The organism is Ramlibacter agri, assembly GCF_012927085.1.
In the GTDB taxonomy this organism is placed as follows: Bacteria; Pseudomonadota; Gammaproteobacteria; order Burkholderiales; family Burkholderiaceae_C; genus Ramlibacter; species Ramlibacter agri.
Map to the genome: position 1 here is coordinate 1065010 of NZ_JABBFX010000003.1, position 16207 is coordinate 1081216.

Consider the following 16207-nt stretch of genomic DNA (forward strand, 5'->3'; position numbering starts at 1 on the left):
GTTGCAAGTTGCGCGCCGGTCAGTGGGTGCCGCTTTCGATGTGCCCGCGCTGGTGCCCGTGGCCCCAGGAAGCGACATCGCGCACCACCCACTGCATGCGGTACAGGTCGGTGATGGCCTGCACCCAGCTGTCGGAGAGCGTGTCCAGGATTTCCTTGCCTTGTTCCGGCGTGGCGCCGAACGGGTCGCCGATGACGCCGCTGGGGCCGAAGTCGCGCGCCGTCCAGGCGCAGGCGGGGCGGCCGTCCTGCGACAGCAGCTTGCTGGGGAACACCGGCGGGAAGTTCTTCACCGCGCGCTCCATGTGCACCGTTTCGGGGGCCAGCGCCATCATCAGCGCCGTTTCGGAGTGGCCGGCGTGCATGGCCAGCTTCTTCTCCTGCTCGCTCACGTACTTGCCGCTGGCATTGGGCAGGCGCGAGACGTGGAAGGGCACGATGACGAAGTCGCCGTGGCGGATGCGCAGCTCGCGCGCCGCCATCTCCAGCACCTGCGGCTGGCCGCCGTGGCCGTTGGGGAGCAGCAGCTTGCGAAAGCCGGCGCGATACACCGACTCGCCGATCTCCTGCACCACGTTCAGCAGCGTGGTCCCGGTCAGGGTCATGGTGCCGGGGAAGTGCAGGTGCTCGTCGCTCTTGCCGTAGGTGATGGGCGCCATGCCGAAGGCGCGCACGTCGGCGGGCAGCTTCTCCAGCGCCTTGCCGATCACGCCGGCGGAAATGACGCTGTCGACCGCGCAGGGCAGGTGCGGGCCGTGCTGCTCGATGGCGCCGACCGGCAGCACGATGACCGTGTTCTCGCGGTCGGGCAGCGCGTTGATCTCCGTCCAGCTCAGGTAAGGCAGGAAGCGGTGCGGGGGGATGTAGCCGTGCATCATGGTTTGCGGTCCTCTGTCTCAGGCAAAGCGGGCCATCGCCTCGGCCACGCGGCGCTTGAATTGCGCGAGGCGCGGCTCGGTGGCGACGTTCATGTGGTAGTACGCGTGGTAGTCGGCGCGGGCGCGGTTGCCGGTGAGGCGGCGCAGGTAGCGCGTGACCATCTTGCGCGGCGGGTCGCCCATGTACCAGGCCATCCAGCGCGGCCGGCCGTAGGTGACCACGGCCGAGATGCGCTTGATGTGCGTGAGCATGGGCTTGACGTCGGCGGGGTCGCTGATGTCGAAGGCCACGCCGGGCATGAAGAGGCGGTCGAAGAAGCCTTTCAGCATGGCCGGCAGGCCGAAGCACCAGGTGGGAAAGCAGAAGACCAGGGCTTCGGCGCGTTGCAGGCGGATCACGTACTCCTGCATGGGCGCGCGGTTGCGGGGCACGTCGTGGTAGCCCAGCCGCTCCGTGCGCGACATCACCGGGTTGAAGCCTTCGGCGTAAAGGTCGCAGTCGTCGACCTCGTGGCCGGCGGCGCGCAGGTTGCGCAGCACTTCCTGGTGCAGCGCCGAGCCGAAGCTGGTTTCGACCGGGTGGCAGTAGACGACGAGGACGCGCATGGTGCGGTTGTCCTCAGGCGTGCACCGCTTTGGCGCGGCGGGAGTCGTTGGCGGCAGTTTGGTGCTTCATCCTGACCAATCAATTTGATCGATTGGTCAAGTTCAGCAAGGGGCATGCCAGCCCCGGGGTTATTCGATGCCGCAGCCCCGCAGCACGAAGGCCGTCAGCTCTTCCACCAGTGCGTCCGGCGCCGGCGTCCAGCCGGGCTGCCGGGGTTGCCGCAGCTGCTGCACCTGCAGCGCCGAATCGGCATAGAACTGGGTCATGGCCCAGATGGAGAACAGCAAGGTGTGGGCGTCCACCGGCTGCATCAGGCCGCGGGCGATCCAGCCGTTGATGGCGTCCACCTTGTTACGCGTGCGCAGCTGCGCGTCGGGCCAGAACTTTTGCAGGTAAGGGCCGCCATCGAGCACCTCGCGGGTGAAGATGCGCGAGATCTCCGGCTTGTCGAACGCGAGCCGCACCTTGGCGCGGACGTAGTCGCCCAGGACCCGGCCGGGGTCGGTGGAGCCGGCATCGAACATGTCGCGCCAGTCCGCCACCACCGACATCAGGAGCTCCTCGTAGAGTTCCTCCTTGCCGCGGATGTAGTAGTGCAGCTGCGGCTTGGTGAGGCCGGCCCGCTCGGCGATGGCCTGGGTGGAGGTGCCGCTCAGGCCTTTCTCGCTGAACTCCGCGATGGCCGCCGCGCGGATGGCCGCCAGTACGCGTTCGCGGTTCTGGCGCGGGTTGCGGGGGGCAACAGCTTCGGCCTGCTTCATGGGGCGCATGCTAGCAGCCGCGCCGGCACGCTTATTTGCCCGGCGTCACGGATTGCTGCTGCCGCACGCTGGCCAGCATCTCCCAGCTGACCAGGAACACCGCCGCGATCACGGGCCCGATGACGAAGCCATTGAGGCCGAACACCACGATGCCGCCCAAGGTGGCGACCAGCACCAGGTAGTCCGGCATGCGGGTGTCCTTGCCGACCAGGATGGGGCGCAGCACGTTGTCGACCAGGCCGATGACGATGCCGCCCCAGACGATGAGGCCCACGCCTTTGACGATCTCGCCGGTGAAGAGATAGAACAGCGCCACCGGTCCCCACACCAGCGCCGCGCCCACGGCCGGCAGCAGGGACAGCAGCGCCATCATCGCGCCCCACAGCACGGCCCCCGGCAGCCCGAGGACCCAGAAGGCCAGCGCGCCCAGGACGCCCTGCACCAGCGCGACGGCGATGTTGCCCTTGACGGTGGCGCGCACGACGATGGCGAACTGCTGCAGCAGCCGGCGCGTGTGCTGCGCGTCCAGCGGGATCGCGCGCGCGATGCTCTGCGACAGGCGCTCGCCGTCGCGGAACAGGAAGAACAGCACGTAGAGCATCAGGAAGAAGCCGACCACGAAGTTCATCGTCACCTGGCCGATGCCGACCACGCGCGAGGTCACCTCCTGCGTGCTGTTGCCCAGCGTCGCCATCACCTTTTCCTGCAGCAGGCCGAGGTCGCCCATGCCGAAGCGCAGCAGGACGGCCTGCAGCCACCGCGGCAGCGCGTGCACCATGCGCTGGTAGTAGGCGCCGATCTCGATCTGGCCGGTGCGCAGCTTCTCGACCAGCACCGAGGCTTCCTGCGTGATGTTGGCCGCGATCATGGCCAGCGGCAGGATCACGATGATGAGGATCACCGTCAGCGACGCGGCCGCCGCCATGTTCTGCTTGCCGTGGCTGCCCTGCAGGAAGCGCTGGTGCAGCGGCCAGAACACGATGGCGATGAAGACCGACCAGCAGACGGCGCCGAAGAAGGGCCAGATGATCAGCGCGAACAGCACGGTGGCGATGCACACCAGCGCGAGCAGCGACTTGAACTCCAGCTCCGGCGTGCGGAGCGGGTTGGGAGAGGGCATCCACCAAGCCTACCAACAAAAAGGCCGCCCATGGGGCGGCCAGCGGTGCATGCCGGTGCCTACGGCTTCACGTAATCGCTGACCACTTTCCAGCGGCCGTCCTGGATCTGCGAGAGGCGGGACGCATCGTTGCCAAGCCGCTTCTTGGCGCTGAAGGTCATCTCCGGGCTGCCGAACATGTCGGGCGGGAAGGTCATGCTGTCCATGGCCTGGATGAAGCTGTCGGTGTTGAGGCCGGCCCCGGCCTTGCGCGCGGCGGCGGCGAAGCAGTCGATGACCTCGTAGCCGTAGACGGAGAACACCGCCGGGTCGTCGCCGAACCTGGTCTTGTACTTGTTGGCCCAGAAGCGGATGGCCTGCGAGGCTTCGTCCAGGTAGGGCTGCTGCGCGGTGTGGGTGGCGTAGAAGCCGTCCATGGCCTTGCCGCCCAGCTTGTGGATCAACTCGGTGTAGGCGGCGCTGGAGCCGATGAAGGCGGGGCTGTAGCCGGTCTTGCGCGCCTCGCCGATGGCGCCGATGGTCTCGCGGATGATCGTGCCCAGCACCACCACCTCGCAACCCGAGGCCTTGAGCTTGGCGACCTGCGAGGAGAAGTCGGTGGCGCCGCGCTTGTAGGTGGTCTTCTCGGTCAGCTCCATGCCGGCGGCCTTGAGGCCGGCCTCGGCGCCGCGCATCACTTCGAGCCCGAACTCGTCGTCCTGGTACAGCGTGCAGACCTTCCTGGCGCCCTTGTCCTTGGCCAGCTTGGGAACGGCGATGCGCATCTGGTCGTAGTAGGTGGCGGCGAAGGAGTACTTCAGCCGGTGCAGCGGCTCGTACATCTCGCGCGCGGCGGTGAGCGGGAAGAAGTTGATGACGTTCTTCTCGAACTGCACCGGCATGGCCGCCATGTTCTGCGCCGTGCCGATGTGGCCGACCATCGCGAAGATCTTGTCCTGGTTCACCAGCTTCTGCGCCGCCAGCACCGCCTTCTTGGGGTCGTAGCCGGAGTCCTCGACCAGCAGCCTGAGCTTGCGGCCGTTGATGCCGCCCTGCTCGTTGATCTCGTCCACCCGCAGCTGCATGCCTTGCTTCAGCTGCTTGCCGAAACCGGCGATGGGCCCCGACAGGTCCTGGATGGAGCCGAGGACGATCTCGTCCTTCGTCACCCCCTGGTTCGAGTTCTGGGCGGCGGCGCTGCCCGCCGCGAGGGCGAGGGCAGCCAGGACGGCGGCGCGAGACAACTTCATGGCGGTCTCCTTGCAGGATGGCCTGAGTTGGGGGGATTCTTGCCGGGGTGCCGCCCGGCTCCATGCGTGTTTACACCGAGACGTACATCGCCTCGATCTGCAGCGCGTACTTGGCCTGCACCAGCTTGCGTTTCAGCTTCATCGTGGGCGTGAGCTCCTCGTCTTCGGCGGACAACTGCGTGTCCAGCAGGTAGAAGCGCTTCACCTGCTCCACGCGGGCGAACTTGCGGTTGACGCGGTCGATCTCGGACTGGATCAGCGCGTGCACCTCGGGCGCGCGCGTCAGGCTGCCATAGCTGGAGAAGGGCACGTCATGGTCCTGCGCGTACTTCTCCACGTTCTCCTGGTCGATCATGACGATCGCCGTCAGGTAAGGCCGCTGGTCGCCGATGACGACCGCGTCGGTGATGTAGGGCGAGAACTTCAGCTCGTTCTCGAATTCGCTGGGCGTGACGTTCTTGCCGCCGGCCGTGATGATGATGTCCTTCATGCGGTCGGTTATGCGGAAGAAGCCGTCGGCGTCTACCGCGCCGACGTCGCCGGTGCGCAGCCAGCCGTCGGCGGTGAAGGTCTCGCGGGTCTTCTCCGGCTGGTTCAGGTAGCCTAGGAAGACGTTGGGCCCTTTCACCTGGATCTCGCCGGTGGCGGCGTCGATGCGCACTTCGTTGTAGCTGGCGGCCGGGCCGATCGAGCCGGGACGCATGAGCGCGGCCGGAATGCCGGTGGACGCGCCGCAGGTCTCGGTCATGCCCCACACCTCCAGCATCGGCACGCCCAGCGCCAGGTACCACTTCACCAGCTCCGGCGAGATGGGCGCGGCGCCGGTGACGAGGAAGCGGGCGCGGTCGATCCCGATCATCTTGCGGACGTTGGCCAGGGCCAGGCCGTTCGCCAGCGCGTACTGCGCCTTCAGCGCGGGGCCGACCGGCTGGCCGGCCAGCACCTGGTCCGCGATGCGCGTTCCCACGCCGATGGACCAGCCGTAGGCCGCCTGCTGCAGGCGGCTGGCTTCCTTCAGCGCGATGGTGACGGCGGAATAGAACTTCTCCCAGACCCGCGGCACGGCGGCGAACACGGTGGGCGAGATCTCGCGCACGTTCTCGGGCACCGTCTCCGGGTTCTCGACGAAATTGAGCCGGTTGCCGGTGTAGAGCGAGAAGTACTCGCCGCCCAGCCGCTCGGCGATGTGGCACAGCGGCAGGAAGCACATGCACTCGTCGTTTTCGTCGCGGGCGACCAAGGTGTTGTAGCCGCGGACCGTGTAGGCCAGTCCCGCATGCGAATGCATCGCGCCCTTGGGCTTGCCGGTGGTGCCGGAGGTGTAGACCAGGATGGCGAGGTCTTCGGGGCGGACGGCGGCGGCGTGCTGCGCCACGGCGTCGGGATGGGCCGCGTTGTAGTCGCGGCCCAGGCGGCGCAGTTCGTCGAGGGCGATGACATCCGGGTCGTGCAGGTCGCGCAGGCCTTCCATGTCGAAGACCACGATCTTGCGCAGCCGCGGCAGCCGCTCGCGCACTTCCAGCGCCTTGTCCAACTGCTCGTCGTCCTCGACGAAGAGGATGCTGGTGCCGGAGTCCTCGCACAGGTACTGCACCTGCGCCGGCGCGTCGGTCGGGTAGATGCCGTTGGCGACGCCGCCGCAGGAGAGCACGGCCAGGTCGGCGAGCACCCATTCGACGACGGTGTTGGAGAGGATGGAAGCCGTGTCACGCGGCGCGAAGCCCAGGGCCAGCAGGCCGCCCGCGATCTCGCGCACGGCCTCGCCGGTGCGCTGCCAGGTCCAGTTGCGCCAGATGCCCAGGTCCTTCTGCCGCAGCCACACCTTGGGCCCGCGCTGTGCCACCGCGTTCCAGAACATCGCGGGAATGGTGTCGCCTTCGAGCACGATGCGCGTCTCGGGGCGGATGTGGGAGAGGTTCCAGAGTTGCTTCATCGCCAGGTTTTTTTCTTCTTCCACCGCCGCTCCCCGCGCACCCCGGCTTCCTTCATGCCCAGGTAGAACTCCTGGATGTCTTCCTTCTCGCGCAGCCGGGCGCAGGTGTCCTCCATGACGATGCGGCCGTTTTCCAGCACATAGCCGTAGTCGGCGACGGTCAGCGCCATGTGGGCGTTCTGCTCCACCAGCAGGATGGTCGTGCCGCGTTCGCGGTTGATGCGCACGACGATCTCGAAGATCTCGCGCGTCAGCTTGGGGCTCAAGCCCAGGCTGGGTTCGTCCAGCAGCACCAGGTGCGGCGCGGCCATCAGCGCGCGCGAGATCGCCAGCATCTGCTGCTGGCCGCCGGAGAGCAGGCCGGCGTCCTGCGTCGCGCGCTCCTTCAGGATCGGGAAGTAGCGGTACACCGCCTCCAGGTCCTGCGCGACGCCGTCGCGGTCATCGCGCGTGTAGGCGCCCATCAGCAGGTTGTCGCGCACCGACAGCAGCGGGAACACTTCGCGGCCTTCCGGCACGTGCGACAGGCCTTGCTGCACGATATGGGCCGGGTCGCGGGCCGTGATGTCCTCGCCCTTGAACTCGATGCTGCCCTTGCGCGGGTCGATGATGCCGGAGATGGTCTTCAGGATCGTCGTCTTGCCCGCGCCGTTGGAGCCCAGCACGGTGGCCACCTCGCCGCGCCGCACCTGCAGGCTGACCCCGCGGATCGCCTTGATCGGGCCGTAGGAACTCTCCACGTTGGAGAGCTTCAGCACGGGCAGGTCGCTGACCGCGGGCGGATTGGAAGTCATGCCAACTCCCTGCGCAAGCCCGCCACGCCTTCAGCGGTGCCCAGGTACGCCTCGATCACGCCCGGATGCGACTGCACTTCCGCCGGCGTGCCCAGCGCCAGCACCTCGCCCTGGTTCATGGCCAGCACGCGGTCGCTGACCTTGCTGACCAGCGCCATGTCGTGCTCCACCATCAGCACGGTGATGCCCAGCTCATGGCGGATGTCCTGGATCCAGAAAGCCATGTCCTCCGTCTCTTCCACGTTCAGGCCGGAGGAGGGCTCGTCCAGCAGCAAGAGCTTGGGCTCGGTGCACAGGGCGCGGGCCAGCTCCACCACCTTGCGCACGCCATAGGGCAGGCCGGCCACCAGCGCATCGCGGTGGTGCTGCAGGTCCAGCAGGTCGATGACGCGTTCCACCTGCTCGCGCGCGGCGACCTCGGCGGCGCGGACACGGCGCGTGAAAAACAACTCGCTGAACACGTTGCTGGAGCGGTGCACGTGCCGGCCGACCAGCAGGTTGTGCAGCACCGAGGCATGCTCGAACAGCTCGATGTTCTGGAAGGTGCGGGCGATGCCCAGCTTCGCCACGCGATGCGGCGGTTGGCCGGTCAGCGGCCGGCCCTCGAATTCGAGGCTGCCCGTGCTGGGCTCGTAGATGCGGCTGATCAGGTTGAAGACGGTCGTCTTGCCCGCGCCGTTCGGCCCGATCAGCGTGAACACCTCGCCGCGCTTCACGTCGAAGCTGACGCCATTGACGGCCAGCACGCCGCCGAAGCGCACGCCCAGGTTGCGAGCCGAGAGCAGAACCTCCTTCAACGCAGGCGCTCCGATTTCTGGAAGGATTTCTGCCGCCGGAACAAGCCCTTGCGGTAGAACGGAAAGAGCTGGAGATACGCGCGCACCTTCAGCCAGCGTCCGTACAGGCCCAGTGGCTCGAACAGCACGAAGCCCACCAGCACGGCGCCGTACACCACGGCCTTCAGGCCCGGCGCCTGGCCGATCGCTTGCGGCAGATAGTCCTTCACCGCGCTGATCGCCTGCGGCAGGCCGATGAGGAAGATCGCGCCGAGGAAAGCGCCGTGGATGGAGCCCAGGCCGCCGATCACCACCATCAGCAGCAGGTCGATGGACTGCACGATGTCGAACTGGTCCGGCGACAGGAAGCGGATCTGGTGCGCATAGAGTGCGCCGCCAATGCCGGCCAGCGCCGCGGAGATGGCGAAGCTGAGCGTCTTGTAGCGCGCCAGGTGGATGCCCATGCTCTGGGCCGAGATCTCCGAATCGCGGATGGCGACGAAGGCGCGGCCGGTCGGCGAGCGCAGCAGGTTCAGGCAGGCCAGAGTGGCCAGCACCGCCACCACCAGGCAGACGAAGTAGAAGGACGCGGCGCTGTCGGCGGTCCAGCCGAACATCTTCACCGCGCCCACGGTTTTGCCCGCGTTGCCGCCGGTGACGCTTTCCCAGCGCGAGAACACTTCGGCGACGATGAAGCCGAAGGACAAGGTGGCGATGCCCAGGTAGATGCCCTTCACGCGCAGGGCCGGCAGACCCACCACCACGCCCACCGCCGCCGACAAGGCCGCGCCGGCCAGCAGCGCGAAGGGAAAGGGCCAGCCGTAGCCGGTGAGCACGGCCTGCGCATAGGCGCCCACGCCGAAGAAGGCGGCGTGCCCGATGGAGAACAGGCCCGTGAAGCCGGCCAGCAGCATGAGCCCCAGGCCGACGACGCCGTAGATCAGGATGAAGGTGAGCTGGGCCAGCAGGTATTCGGACAGCAGCCAGGGCGCGGCGAGCAGCCACAGGCACAGCAGGCCGTACCAGAAGACGTGGCCGCCATGCTTGGCGAGGCGGATGTCCTGGCCGTAGTCGGTCTTGAACAGGAAGCGCATCAGACCTTCTTCCTGAGCTTCTCGCCAAAGAGCCCGTTCGGCATCACCCATAGCATCACCAGCACGACGACGTAGGGCGCGACATCCTTGAAGCCCTCCGGCAGGTAGAAGCCCGCCAGCGACTCCACCAAGCCGATCACGAGCCCGCCGACGATCGCACCAGGCAGGCTGCCGAAGCCGCCCACCACGGCTGCCGGAAAGGCCTTGAGCCCGATGAAGCCCATGTTGGCATGCACGAAGGTGATGGGCGCGAGCAGCAGGCCGGCGACGGCCGCCACGCCGGAGGCCAGGCCCCAGGCGAGGCCGTTCAAGCGCTTGACCGGGATGCCCATGTAGTACGCGGCCAGCTGGTTCTGCGACGCGGCCTGCATCGCGATGCCGACCTTGCTGTACCTGAACACCGCGAAAAGCAGGACGCACAGCACGGCGGTCGCGGCGATCACCACCATCTGTTCCACCGCCAGCACCAGGCCGCCGGCGTTCCACACCTGGTCCTTGTAGGGCACGGGCAGCGTGTGCGTTTCGGTGCCGATGCCGGGCAGCATGGTGACCAGCCCGCGCGCCACGTAGCCGATGCCGATGGTGAGCATCACGATGGAGAAGGCCGGCTGGCCGAGGATGGGCCGGATGACGAGGGCTTCCAGCACGATGCCGAACAGCGCCATGCCGGCGACGGCTGCCAGCACCGAGAGCCAGAAGGGAAGGCCCAGGAGCGTCATCGCGGCCAGGCCGAAGAAGGCGCCCAGCATCATCAGCTCGCCCTGGGCGAAGCTGACGGTTTCGGTGGCCTTGTAGACCAGCACGAAGCCCAGCGCGATGAGCCCGTAGATGCAGCCCTGGGCGACGCCGGTGATCACCAGTTGCAGGAATTGCAAGCCGCGCTCTCCTCGAGTGCTCGCGGTCGTTATAGCCCCGCATCCGGCGGACGGGCTCAGGGCAAGCCCCTAGACCGGGGAAACGCGCAGGCGTCTAATCCGCCGGATGGACAGCGTACGCAGTGAAACGATCGGTGAGGTCACGGTGGTCACCCTGGACCGTGCGGAGGTGAGGAATGCGGTCGACGGCGACACCGCGCGCCGCCTGCACGCGGCTTTCCTCGCCTTCGACGCCGACCCGCAAGCGCGGGTGGCCGTGTTCCACGGCGCAAACGGGCATTTCTGCGCGGGCTGGGACCTGCTGGCCGGCGCGCGCCTGGCGGCCGAAGGCGCGGATGCGCTGGCGCCGCTGGAATTCCGGCCGGACGATGTGCAGCCGGCCGGGCCGATGGGGCCGTCGCGCCTGTTGCTGTCCAAGCCGGTGATCGCCGCCGTCAGCGGCGCCGCGGTGGCGGGCGGAATGGAGCTGGCGCTGTGGTGCGACCTGCGCGTGATGGAGGAGGACGCGTACTTCGGCGTCTACTGCCGCCGCTTCGGCGTGCCGCTGATCGACGGTGGCACGGTGCGCCTGCCGCGGCTGGTCGGCATGGGGCATGCCATGGACCTGATCCTCACCGGGCGCAAGGTGGAGGCACAGGAAGCCTTGCGCATGGGGCTCGCGAACCGCGTGGTGCCTACCGGCCAGGCGCGCGAAGCCGCGATCGCGCTGGCGCAGCAGCTGGCCAAATTCCCGCAGGAGACGATGCGCGCGGACCGCCTGAACGCCTACGAACAATGGGGCAAGCCCTTGCCCGAAGCACTGCACGCCGAATGGGAGCGCAGCAAGCGGCGCATCGCGGACGGCCTGGAAGGCGCGCTGCGCTTCGCCGGCGGCGAGGGCCGGCACGGGAAGTTCTAACGCGTGATCTCCCGCGGCTTCCCCTCGTCGTCGATCGCGACGTAGGTCACCAGCGCTTCCGTCACTTTCACGAAGCGGCCCTGGTTGCCGAAGCTTTCGGCGTAGACCTCGACGTCCACCGTGATCGACGTGCGGCCGATGCGCGTGACGGAGGAATAGAAGCTGAGGATGTCGCCCACCCGCACCGGCTGCTTGAAGACGAACTCCTTCACGGCCACGGTCGCCATGCGGCCGCGGATGATGCGCGCGGGCAGCACCGAGCCGGCCAGGTCGACCTGGGCCATCACCCAGCCGCCGAAGATGTCGCCGTTGCCGTTGGTGTCCGCGGGCATCGGAATGACTTTCAGCACCAGCTCCTTCTCCGTGGGGGCGGCGGCGGGTGGTGGGGTCATCTGCGCGGCAGGGGCGCTTGCATTCACGGACATGGGCACAATCTCTCGGGTTTCCACACCGGATTGTCCCTCATGCGCCGCGGCGGTGAATCGAGCTCTTCCCATATCCCCATGCCGTCCCCGGCCGGTGGCAAGGCGCAGCCCCGCTCCGACTGGAAAACGCTGAAGCGCCTGACGCCCTACCTGTGGGACTACAAGTGGCGCGTGATGGCCGCCCTGGCCTTCATGATCGGCGCCAAGCTGGCCAACGTGGCCGTCCCCATGCTGCTGAAGGAGCTGGTGGACGCCATGAACATCAAGCCCGGCGATCCCAAGGCCGTGCTGGTGGTCCCGGTCGGCCTGCTGCTGGCCTACGGGCTGCTGCGGCTGTCGACGTCGCTCTTCACCGAACTGCGCGAACTGGTGTTCGCCAAGGCCACGCAGGGCGCGGCGCGCAGCATCGCGCTGGCCACCTTCCGGCACCTGCATTCGCTGTCCTTGCGCTTCCACCTCGAGCGCCAGACCGGCGGCATGACGCGCGACATCGAGCGCGGCGTGCGCGGCATCGAGTCGCTGATCTCGTATTCGCTGTACAGCATCGTGCCCACGCTGATCGAGGTGGCGATGGTGCTGACCATCCTGGCGGTGAAGTTCGACGTCTGGTTCGCCTGGATCACGATCGCGGCGCTGGTGGTCTACATCTTCTTCACCGTCAGCATCACCGAGTGGCGCACGCAGTACCGCCGCCTGGCCAACGAGTTCGATTCCGCGGCCCACACCAAGGCGGTCGATTCGCTGCTGAACTACGAGACGGTCAAGTACTTCAACAACGAGAATTTCGAGGCCGGCCGCTACGACCAGAGCCTCGAGAAGCTGCGCATGGCGCGCCTGAAGGCGCAGACCACGTTGTCGATGCTGAACACCGGGCAGCAGCTGATCATCGCCATCGGCCTCGTGGCCATGCTGTGGCGCGCCACCGAGGGCGTGGTGGACCACCGCATGACCTTGGGCGACCTGGTGATGATCAACGCCTACATGATCCAGCTGTACATCCCGCTCAACTTCCTGGGCGTGTTGTACCGCGAGATCAAGCAGAGCCTGACCGACCTGGAGAAGATGTTCACCCTGATGGAGCGCGAGCGCGAAGTCGAGGACAAGGCCGGCGCGCAGCCGCTGCCGGAAGAAGCGGACTGGAGCGTGAAGTTCGAGCACGTCAGCTTTGCCTACGAACCGGCGCGGCCCATCCTGCACGACGTCAGCTTCGAGATCCCGGCCGGCAAGACGGTCGCCGTGGTCGGCCCGTCCGGCTCCGGCAAGTCGACGCTGGCGCGCCTGCTGTACCGCTTCTACGACGTGCAGCAGGGCCGCATCGCCATCGCCGGCCGCGACGTGCGCGACGTCACCCAGGGCAGCGTGCGCCAGGCCATCGGCATCGTGCCGCAGGATACGGTGCTGTTCAACGATACGGTCGAATACAACATCGCCTACGGCCGGCCCGGCGCGGGCCGCGCCGTGGTCGAAGCCGCGGCGCGCGCGGCCCACATCCACAGCTTCATCGCCTCCACGCCCAAGGGCTACGAGACCATGGTGGGCGAGCGCGGCCTGAAGCTGTCCGGCGGCGAGAAGCAGCGGGTGGCCATCGCCCGCACCCTGCTGAAGAACCCGCCCATCCTGATCTTCGACGAGGCCACGTCGGCCCTGGACAGCGCCAACGAGCGCGCGATCCAGGCGGAGCTGAAGAGCGCGGCGCAGAACAAGACGGCGCTGGTCATCGCACACCGCCTGTCCACGGTGGTCGATGCGCACCAGATCCTCGTGATGGAGCTGGGGCGCATCATCGAGCGTGGCACGCACCAGGAGCTGCTGGCGCGCGGCGGCCGCTACGCCGACATGTGGGCCCTGCAGCAAAGCGTCGAAGGCGAGGCCTTGGCCGAAGTGATCGGGATGTAAAGCCCCTCCTAAGGCGAAGGTCCAATGGGCGCGGCCGGGCCGGGGCGGGAAGAATGGCCCAGCCCTGCGAGAAAGGCTGAACATGAAGGAAGCTCAACCGCATCGCGCCTTCGACTGGCCCGTGGACACGGAGCTGGCCGGCCACGCCCCGCTGCTGGCCGATTTGCCGCCCCTGCCGCAGCCAGCGCCCCTCACTCCGCCATCGTTCGCGCGCGCGCCGCGCCCGATCCCGCTGTGGCCGTTGCCTGTCATCGCGGCGCTGCTGCCCGCGATCGCGGTCGCCTTCGCGCTGGCGATGTACCGCAACGCCGACGGCAGCTTCTGCAACCCCTTCTACGACGACTGCGTCTCCATCAGCCGCATGGCGAAGTACGGCGCGCCGAACGAGATGTTCCGCGTGTTCGTGCTGCCCGGGGCCGTGCTGCAGGCGCTGACCTGGCTGGCAGCCACGCGCGCCTTCGCGACGGCCGGCCTGCCCCGGCGCGAACGTTCGCTGCTGGCGGTGGTGGGCCTGCTGGCCGGCTGCGCCCTGGTGGTGTACGCCTCCTTCCTCGGCACCGATGGCGCCGCCTATGCCTGGCTGCGCAAGAACGGCACCTTGCTGTATTTCGGCGGCACCTATGTCGCGATGCTGCTGTTCGTGCGCGGCCTGCAGCGGCTGGAAGCGCGCGAGCTGCTGGTCGTGCCGCCCAGCCGGCACCGGCTGCTGGTGGGCCTGCTGCTGTTCATCACCGGCATCTGCCTGGTGCACGGCTTCGCTTCGCTGCTGAACCTGCACGACCTGGTCGTCCGCATCCAGAACCTGACGGAGTGGTGGGGCTCGCTGGCGCTGACCTTCGCCTTCGGCACCATCGCGTCGCTGTGGCGCGGCTGGGAGCTGGCGCTGAACCTGGAACTCGGCGCCTAGGGTTTTTCCGGGCCGCCGCCTGTCGATCTTGACCGGCCCCGTGCGTCGTGCATGCTGAGGGCCCTTCCTCGGCAACCGGAAACCAGACCATGAGCAATACCGTCCGCCTGCACCGTGTCCTGCGCGCGCCACCGCAACGCGTGTTCCGCGCCTTCACCGAACCCGATGCGATGCTGCGCTGGCTGCCGCCCTTCGGCTTCACCGCCAAGGTGTTCGAGATGGATCCCAAGGTCGGCGGCAGCTGGCGCATGTCCTTCAGCAACTTCGGCACCGGCAACGGCCACTCCTTCGGCGGCAAGTACCTCGAGGTGGTGCCGGGCGAGCGCCTGCGCTACACGTCCGTCTTCGACGATCCCAACCTGCCGGGCGAGATGGTGACCTCGGTGACGCTGCGTGCGGTGTCCTGCGGCACCGAGATGACCGTGGTGCAGGAAGGTATTCCCGCCGTCATCCCCACCGAGGCCTGCTACCTGGGCTGGCAGGAGTCGCTGAAGCAGCTGGCGCAGCTGGTCGAGCCCGAGATCCCGGGTTGAACGCCTTCGCCACCTCGCGCCTGCCCGCGGAGCCGACCGTCATCGCCCCGGACGGCTCCGACGTGCGCGTGCTGCTGGGCCTGGCCGGCGGCGGCATGGCCTGTTTCTCCCTCGGGCCGGGGCAGGTGGCGCACGCCGTGATGCATCGCACGGTCGAAGAGATCTGGTACGTGGTGTCCGGGCGCGGCGAGATGTGGCGCCGCCAGGGCGAGCGTGAAGAAGTTGTCACCCTGGAAGCCGGCGTCTGCGCCACCATTCCCGTGGGCACGCGCTTCCAGTTCCGCGCCCATGCAGCCGAAAGTTTGCAGGTGGTGGCGGTGACGATGCCACCCTGGCCGGGCGAAGGCGAGGCGGTTTTCGTCGACGGCGCCTGGCCGGCCACCTGAATCGGCTTGCACCCGCGCAACACTCCGCAAGCTTGCCGTCCGGGTTCGCCGGCCGCGGGCGCTATAGTCGCCCCGACGGCTCCCACGGCCGTGCAGAACGAACAAGAGGGGGAGTGCAAGCACCATGCCGCGTGCGGTGATTTACGTCCAGGTCTCGCCGCACCGGCTGACCCTGCGCAACGCGATGACCGGCGCGTCCGCGACGACCACGCCCGAAGTGGCGCTGGCCAAGGGCGCGAAGCCGAGGGTCGTGGCCATCGGCGCCAAGGCGCGCAAGCAGGAGTCGCGCACGGTGCAGGTGCTCAACCCGTTCTCCCATCCCCGCACCCTGCTGGCCGATTTCGGCGCGGCGCAGCTGCTGCTGCAGGTGCTGGTGAAGCAGGTGCACAAGCGCAAGCTGCTGGGCGGGGCGCCCGCCATGGTGGTGCACCTGCAGGAAGACCCCACCGGCGGCTTCACCCAGCTGGAGATTCGCGGCTTCCAGGAGCTCGGCGCGGGCGCCGGCGCGACGCCGGTGGTCGTCTGGCAGGGCCCCAACCTCACGGACGAGCAACTGGCCGCGCTGCAGTTCCCCAAGGAGGGCCGGGTTCTTTCATGATGCGCGCATGTTGCGCATCGGCCTGATCTCGGACACCCACGGCTTGCTGCGCCCGCCGGTGCTGGACTTCCTGCGGGGCAGCGACCACATCATCCACGCCGGCGACATCTGCAGCGAAGACATCCTGCAGGCGCTGGCCGCCATCGCGCCGCTCAGCGCCGTGCGCGGCAACAACGACCGCGGCCCCTGGGCCGACCGGCTGCCGGAGGCGCAGACGCTGCGCTTCGAGGACGTGCGCCTGCACGTGCTGCACGACTTGTCCGGGCTGGCGCTGGACCCCGCGCAAGAGGGCATCGCCGCCGTCATCACCGGCCATTCGCACAAGCCGCGCGTGGAGCAGCGCGGGCCCGTGCTGTTCGTGAACCCGGGCAGCGCCGGGCCGCGGCGCTTCACGCTGCCCATCGCGGCCGGCGAGCTGCGGGTGGACGGCAGCGCCGTGTCGGCGCGGATCGTCGAGTTCTGAGCCTTTCGACTACAGACAGCGGCCCGCGGCGCTTT

General features: G+C 68.1%; 18 protein-coding genes. 7 read left to right on the top strand and 11 right to left on the bottom strand.

What is annotated here, in order from left to right; genetic code table 11:
• Nucleotides 1-19 precede the first annotated feature (19 nt).
• The 10 genes from HHL11_RS29305 to HHL11_RS29350 form a co-directional block, all read right to left on the bottom strand.
• On the bottom strand, nucleotides 20-877 hold the full coding sequence (locus HHL11_RS29305) for a creatininase family protein (protein ID WP_169422140.1): 858 nt from the start codon (nucleotides 875-877) through the stop codon (nucleotides 20-22).
• Nucleotides 878-895: 18 nt separating this feature from the next.
• Nucleotides 896-1483 carry an NAD(P)H-dependent oxidoreductase gene (locus tag HHL11_RS29310; RefSeq protein ID WP_169422141.1) on the bottom strand — a complete coding sequence of 196 codons (588 nt, stop codon included), beginning with the start codon at nucleotides 1481-1483 and terminating at the stop codon, nucleotides 896-898.
• A gap of 129 nt (nucleotides 1484-1612) precedes the next feature.
• Nucleotides 1613-2245 (bottom strand): TetR/AcrR family transcriptional regulator, encoded by a 633-nt coding sequence (locus HHL11_RS29315; RefSeq protein WP_240980454.1) that lies wholly within the window; start codon nucleotides 2243-2245, stop codon nucleotides 1613-1615.
• A 31-nt stretch (nucleotides 2246-2276) separates the two neighbouring features.
• Complete coding sequence (locus tag HHL11_RS29320) at nucleotides 2277-3365, bottom strand: AI-2E family transporter (protein WP_169422143.1); 1089 nt, start codon at nucleotides 3363-3365, stop codon at nucleotides 2277-2279.
• A gap of 59 nt (nucleotides 3366-3424) precedes the next feature.
• Nucleotides 3425-4594 carry an ABC transporter substrate-binding protein gene (locus HHL11_RS29325; RefSeq protein ID WP_169422144.1) on the bottom strand — a complete coding sequence of 390 codons (1170 nt, stop codon included), beginning with the start codon at nucleotides 4592-4594 and terminating at the stop codon, nucleotides 3425-3427.
• Between the two features lie 70 nt (nucleotides 4595-4664).
• On the bottom strand, nucleotides 4665-6527 hold the full coding sequence (locus HHL11_RS29330; RefSeq protein ID WP_169422145.1) for an AMP-dependent synthetase/ligase: 1863 nt from the start codon (nucleotides 6525-6527) through the stop codon (nucleotides 4665-4667).
• Nucleotides 6524-7321: an ABC transporter ATP-binding protein gene (locus HHL11_RS29335; protein ID WP_169422146.1), complete on the bottom strand. Its 798-nt coding sequence runs from the start codon at nucleotides 7319-7321 to the stop codon at nucleotides 6524-6526. Before HHL11_RS29335 ends, HHL11_RS29330 begins: the two co-directional genes overlap by 4 nt.
• Nucleotides 7318-8118, bottom strand: coding sequence for an ABC transporter ATP-binding protein (locus tag HHL11_RS29340; protein WP_169422147.1), 801 nt, complete (start codon nucleotides 8116-8118; stop codon nucleotides 7318-7320). Before HHL11_RS29340 ends, HHL11_RS29335 begins: the two co-directional genes overlap by 4 nt.
• Nucleotides 8115-9191: a branched-chain amino acid ABC transporter permease gene (locus HHL11_RS29345; RefSeq protein ID WP_169422148.1), complete on the bottom strand. Its 1077-nt coding sequence runs from the start codon at nucleotides 9189-9191 to the stop codon at nucleotides 8115-8117. Before HHL11_RS29345 ends, HHL11_RS29340 begins: the two co-directional genes overlap by 4 nt.
• Entirely contained in the window at nucleotides 9191-10066 is an 876-nt protein-coding gene (locus HHL11_RS29350; RefSeq protein WP_169422149.1) for a branched-chain amino acid ABC transporter permease, read from the bottom strand. The genes HHL11_RS29345 and HHL11_RS29350 overlap by 1 nt, the downstream gene beginning before the upstream one ends.
• 106 nt (nucleotides 10067-10172) lie before the next feature.
• On the opposite strand from HHL11_RS29350, the gene HHL11_RS29355 reads away from it, so the two are divergent.
• Nucleotides 10173-10964, top strand: a complete 792-nt coding sequence (locus HHL11_RS29355; protein WP_169422150.1) for a crotonase/enoyl-CoA hydratase family protein — start codon at nucleotides 10173-10175, stop codon at nucleotides 10962-10964.
• Here the strand turns inward: HHL11_RS29355 and HHL11_RS29360 are convergent.
• Entirely contained in the window at nucleotides 10961-11389 is a 429-nt protein-coding gene (locus HHL11_RS29360; RefSeq protein WP_205964683.1) for an acyl-CoA thioesterase, read from the bottom strand. The genes HHL11_RS29355 and HHL11_RS29360 overlap by 4 nt on opposite strands.
• A 39-nt stretch (nucleotides 11390-11428) precedes the next feature.
• Between HHL11_RS29360 and HHL11_RS29365 the strand changes: the two genes are divergently transcribed.
• The 6 genes from HHL11_RS29365 (at nucleotide 11429) to HHL11_RS29390 (ending at nucleotide 16172) form a co-directional block, all read left to right on the top strand.
• The gene (locus HHL11_RS29365) at nucleotides 11429-13285 is read left to right on the top strand and encodes an ABCB family ABC transporter ATP-binding protein/permease (protein ID WP_169422151.1); all 1857 of its coding nucleotides are present in this window, start codon (nucleotides 11429-11431) and stop codon (nucleotides 13283-13285) included.
• An 82-nt stretch (nucleotides 13286-13367) separates the two neighbouring features.
• Nucleotides 13368-14192, top strand: a complete 825-nt coding sequence (locus tag HHL11_RS29370) for a hypothetical protein (protein ID WP_169422152.1) — start codon at nucleotides 13368-13370, stop codon at nucleotides 14190-14192.
• 89 nt (nucleotides 14193-14281) lie between these two features.
• The gene (locus HHL11_RS29375) at nucleotides 14282-14725 is read left to right on the top strand and encodes an SRPBCC family protein (RefSeq protein ID WP_169422153.1); all 444 of its coding nucleotides are present in this window, start codon (nucleotides 14282-14284) and stop codon (nucleotides 14723-14725) included.
• Nucleotides 14722-15111 carry a cupin domain-containing protein gene (locus HHL11_RS29380; protein WP_205964685.1) on the top strand — a complete coding sequence of 130 codons (390 nt, stop codon included), beginning with the start codon at nucleotides 14722-14724 and terminating at the stop codon, nucleotides 15109-15111. The genes HHL11_RS29375 and HHL11_RS29380 overlap by 4 nt, the downstream gene beginning before the upstream one ends.
• 136 nt (nucleotides 15112-15247) lie before the next feature.
• The gene (locus HHL11_RS29385) at nucleotides 15248-15709 is read left to right on the top strand and encodes a rod shape-determining protein MreB (protein ID WP_342593299.1); all 462 of its coding nucleotides are present in this window, start codon (nucleotides 15248-15250) and stop codon (nucleotides 15707-15709) included.
• A 7-nt stretch (nucleotides 15710-15716) separates the two neighbouring features.
• Complete coding sequence (locus HHL11_RS29390) at nucleotides 15717-16172, top strand: metallophosphoesterase family protein (RefSeq protein WP_169422155.1); 456 nt, start codon at nucleotides 15717-15719, stop codon at nucleotides 16170-16172.
• The last annotated feature ends 35 nt before the right edge of the window (nucleotides 16173-16207 follow it).

What these genes read in the sequence shown, in the direction of transcription:
- HHL11_RS29305 (WP_169422140.1), bottom strand. Translation starts at nt 877, where the DNA reads ATGATGCACGGCTACATCCCCCCGCACCGCTTCCTGCCTTACCTGAGC.
- HHL11_RS29310 (WP_169422141.1), bottom strand. Translation starts at nt 1,483, where the DNA reads ATGCGCGTCCTCGTCGTCTACTGCCACCCGGTCGAAACCAGCTTCGGC.
- HHL11_RS29315 (WP_240980454.1), bottom strand. Translation starts at nt 2,245, where the DNA reads ATGAAGCAGGCCGAAGCTGTTGCCCCCCGCAACCCGCGCCAGAACCGC.
- HHL11_RS29320 (WP_169422143.1), bottom strand. Translation starts at nt 3,365, where the DNA reads ATGCCCTCTCCCAACCCGCTCCGCACGCCGGAGCTGGAGTTCAAGTCG.
- HHL11_RS29325 (WP_169422144.1), bottom strand. Translation starts at nt 4,594, where the DNA reads ATGAAGTTGTCTCGCGCCGCCGTCCTGGCTGCCCTCGCCCTCGCGGCG.
- HHL11_RS29330 (WP_169422145.1), bottom strand. Translation starts at nt 6,527, where the DNA reads ATGAAGCAACTCTGGAACCTCTCCCACATCCGCCCCGAGACGCGCATC.
- HHL11_RS29335 (WP_169422146.1), bottom strand. Translation starts at nt 7,321, where the DNA reads ATGACTTCCAATCCGCCCGCGGTCAGCGACCTGCCCGTGCTGAAGCTC.
- HHL11_RS29345 (WP_169422148.1), bottom strand. Translation starts at nt 9,191, where the DNA reads ATGCGCTTCCTGTTCAAGACCGACTACGGCCAGGACATCCGCCTCGCC.
- HHL11_RS29355 (WP_169422150.1), top strand. Translation starts at nt 10,173, where the DNA reads ATGGACAGCGTACGCAGTGAAACGATCGGTGAGGTCACGGTGGTCACC.
- HHL11_RS29360 (WP_205964683.1), bottom strand. Translation starts at nt 11,389, where the DNA reads ATGTCCGTGAATGCAAGCGCCCCTGCCGCGCAGATGACCCCACCACCC.
- HHL11_RS29365 (WP_169422151.1), top strand. Translation starts at nt 11,429, where the DNA reads ATGCGCCGCGGCGGTGAATCGAGCTCTTCCCATATCCCCATGCCGTCC.
- HHL11_RS29370 (WP_169422152.1), top strand. Translation starts at nt 13,368, where the DNA reads ATGAAGGAAGCTCAACCGCATCGCGCCTTCGACTGGCCCGTGGACACG.
- HHL11_RS29375 (WP_169422153.1), top strand. Translation starts at nt 14,282, where the DNA reads ATGAGCAATACCGTCCGCCTGCACCGTGTCCTGCGCGCGCCACCGCAA.
- HHL11_RS29390 (WP_169422155.1), top strand. Translation starts at nt 15,717, where the DNA reads ATGTTGCGCATCGGCCTGATCTCGGACACCCACGGCTTGCTGCGCCCG.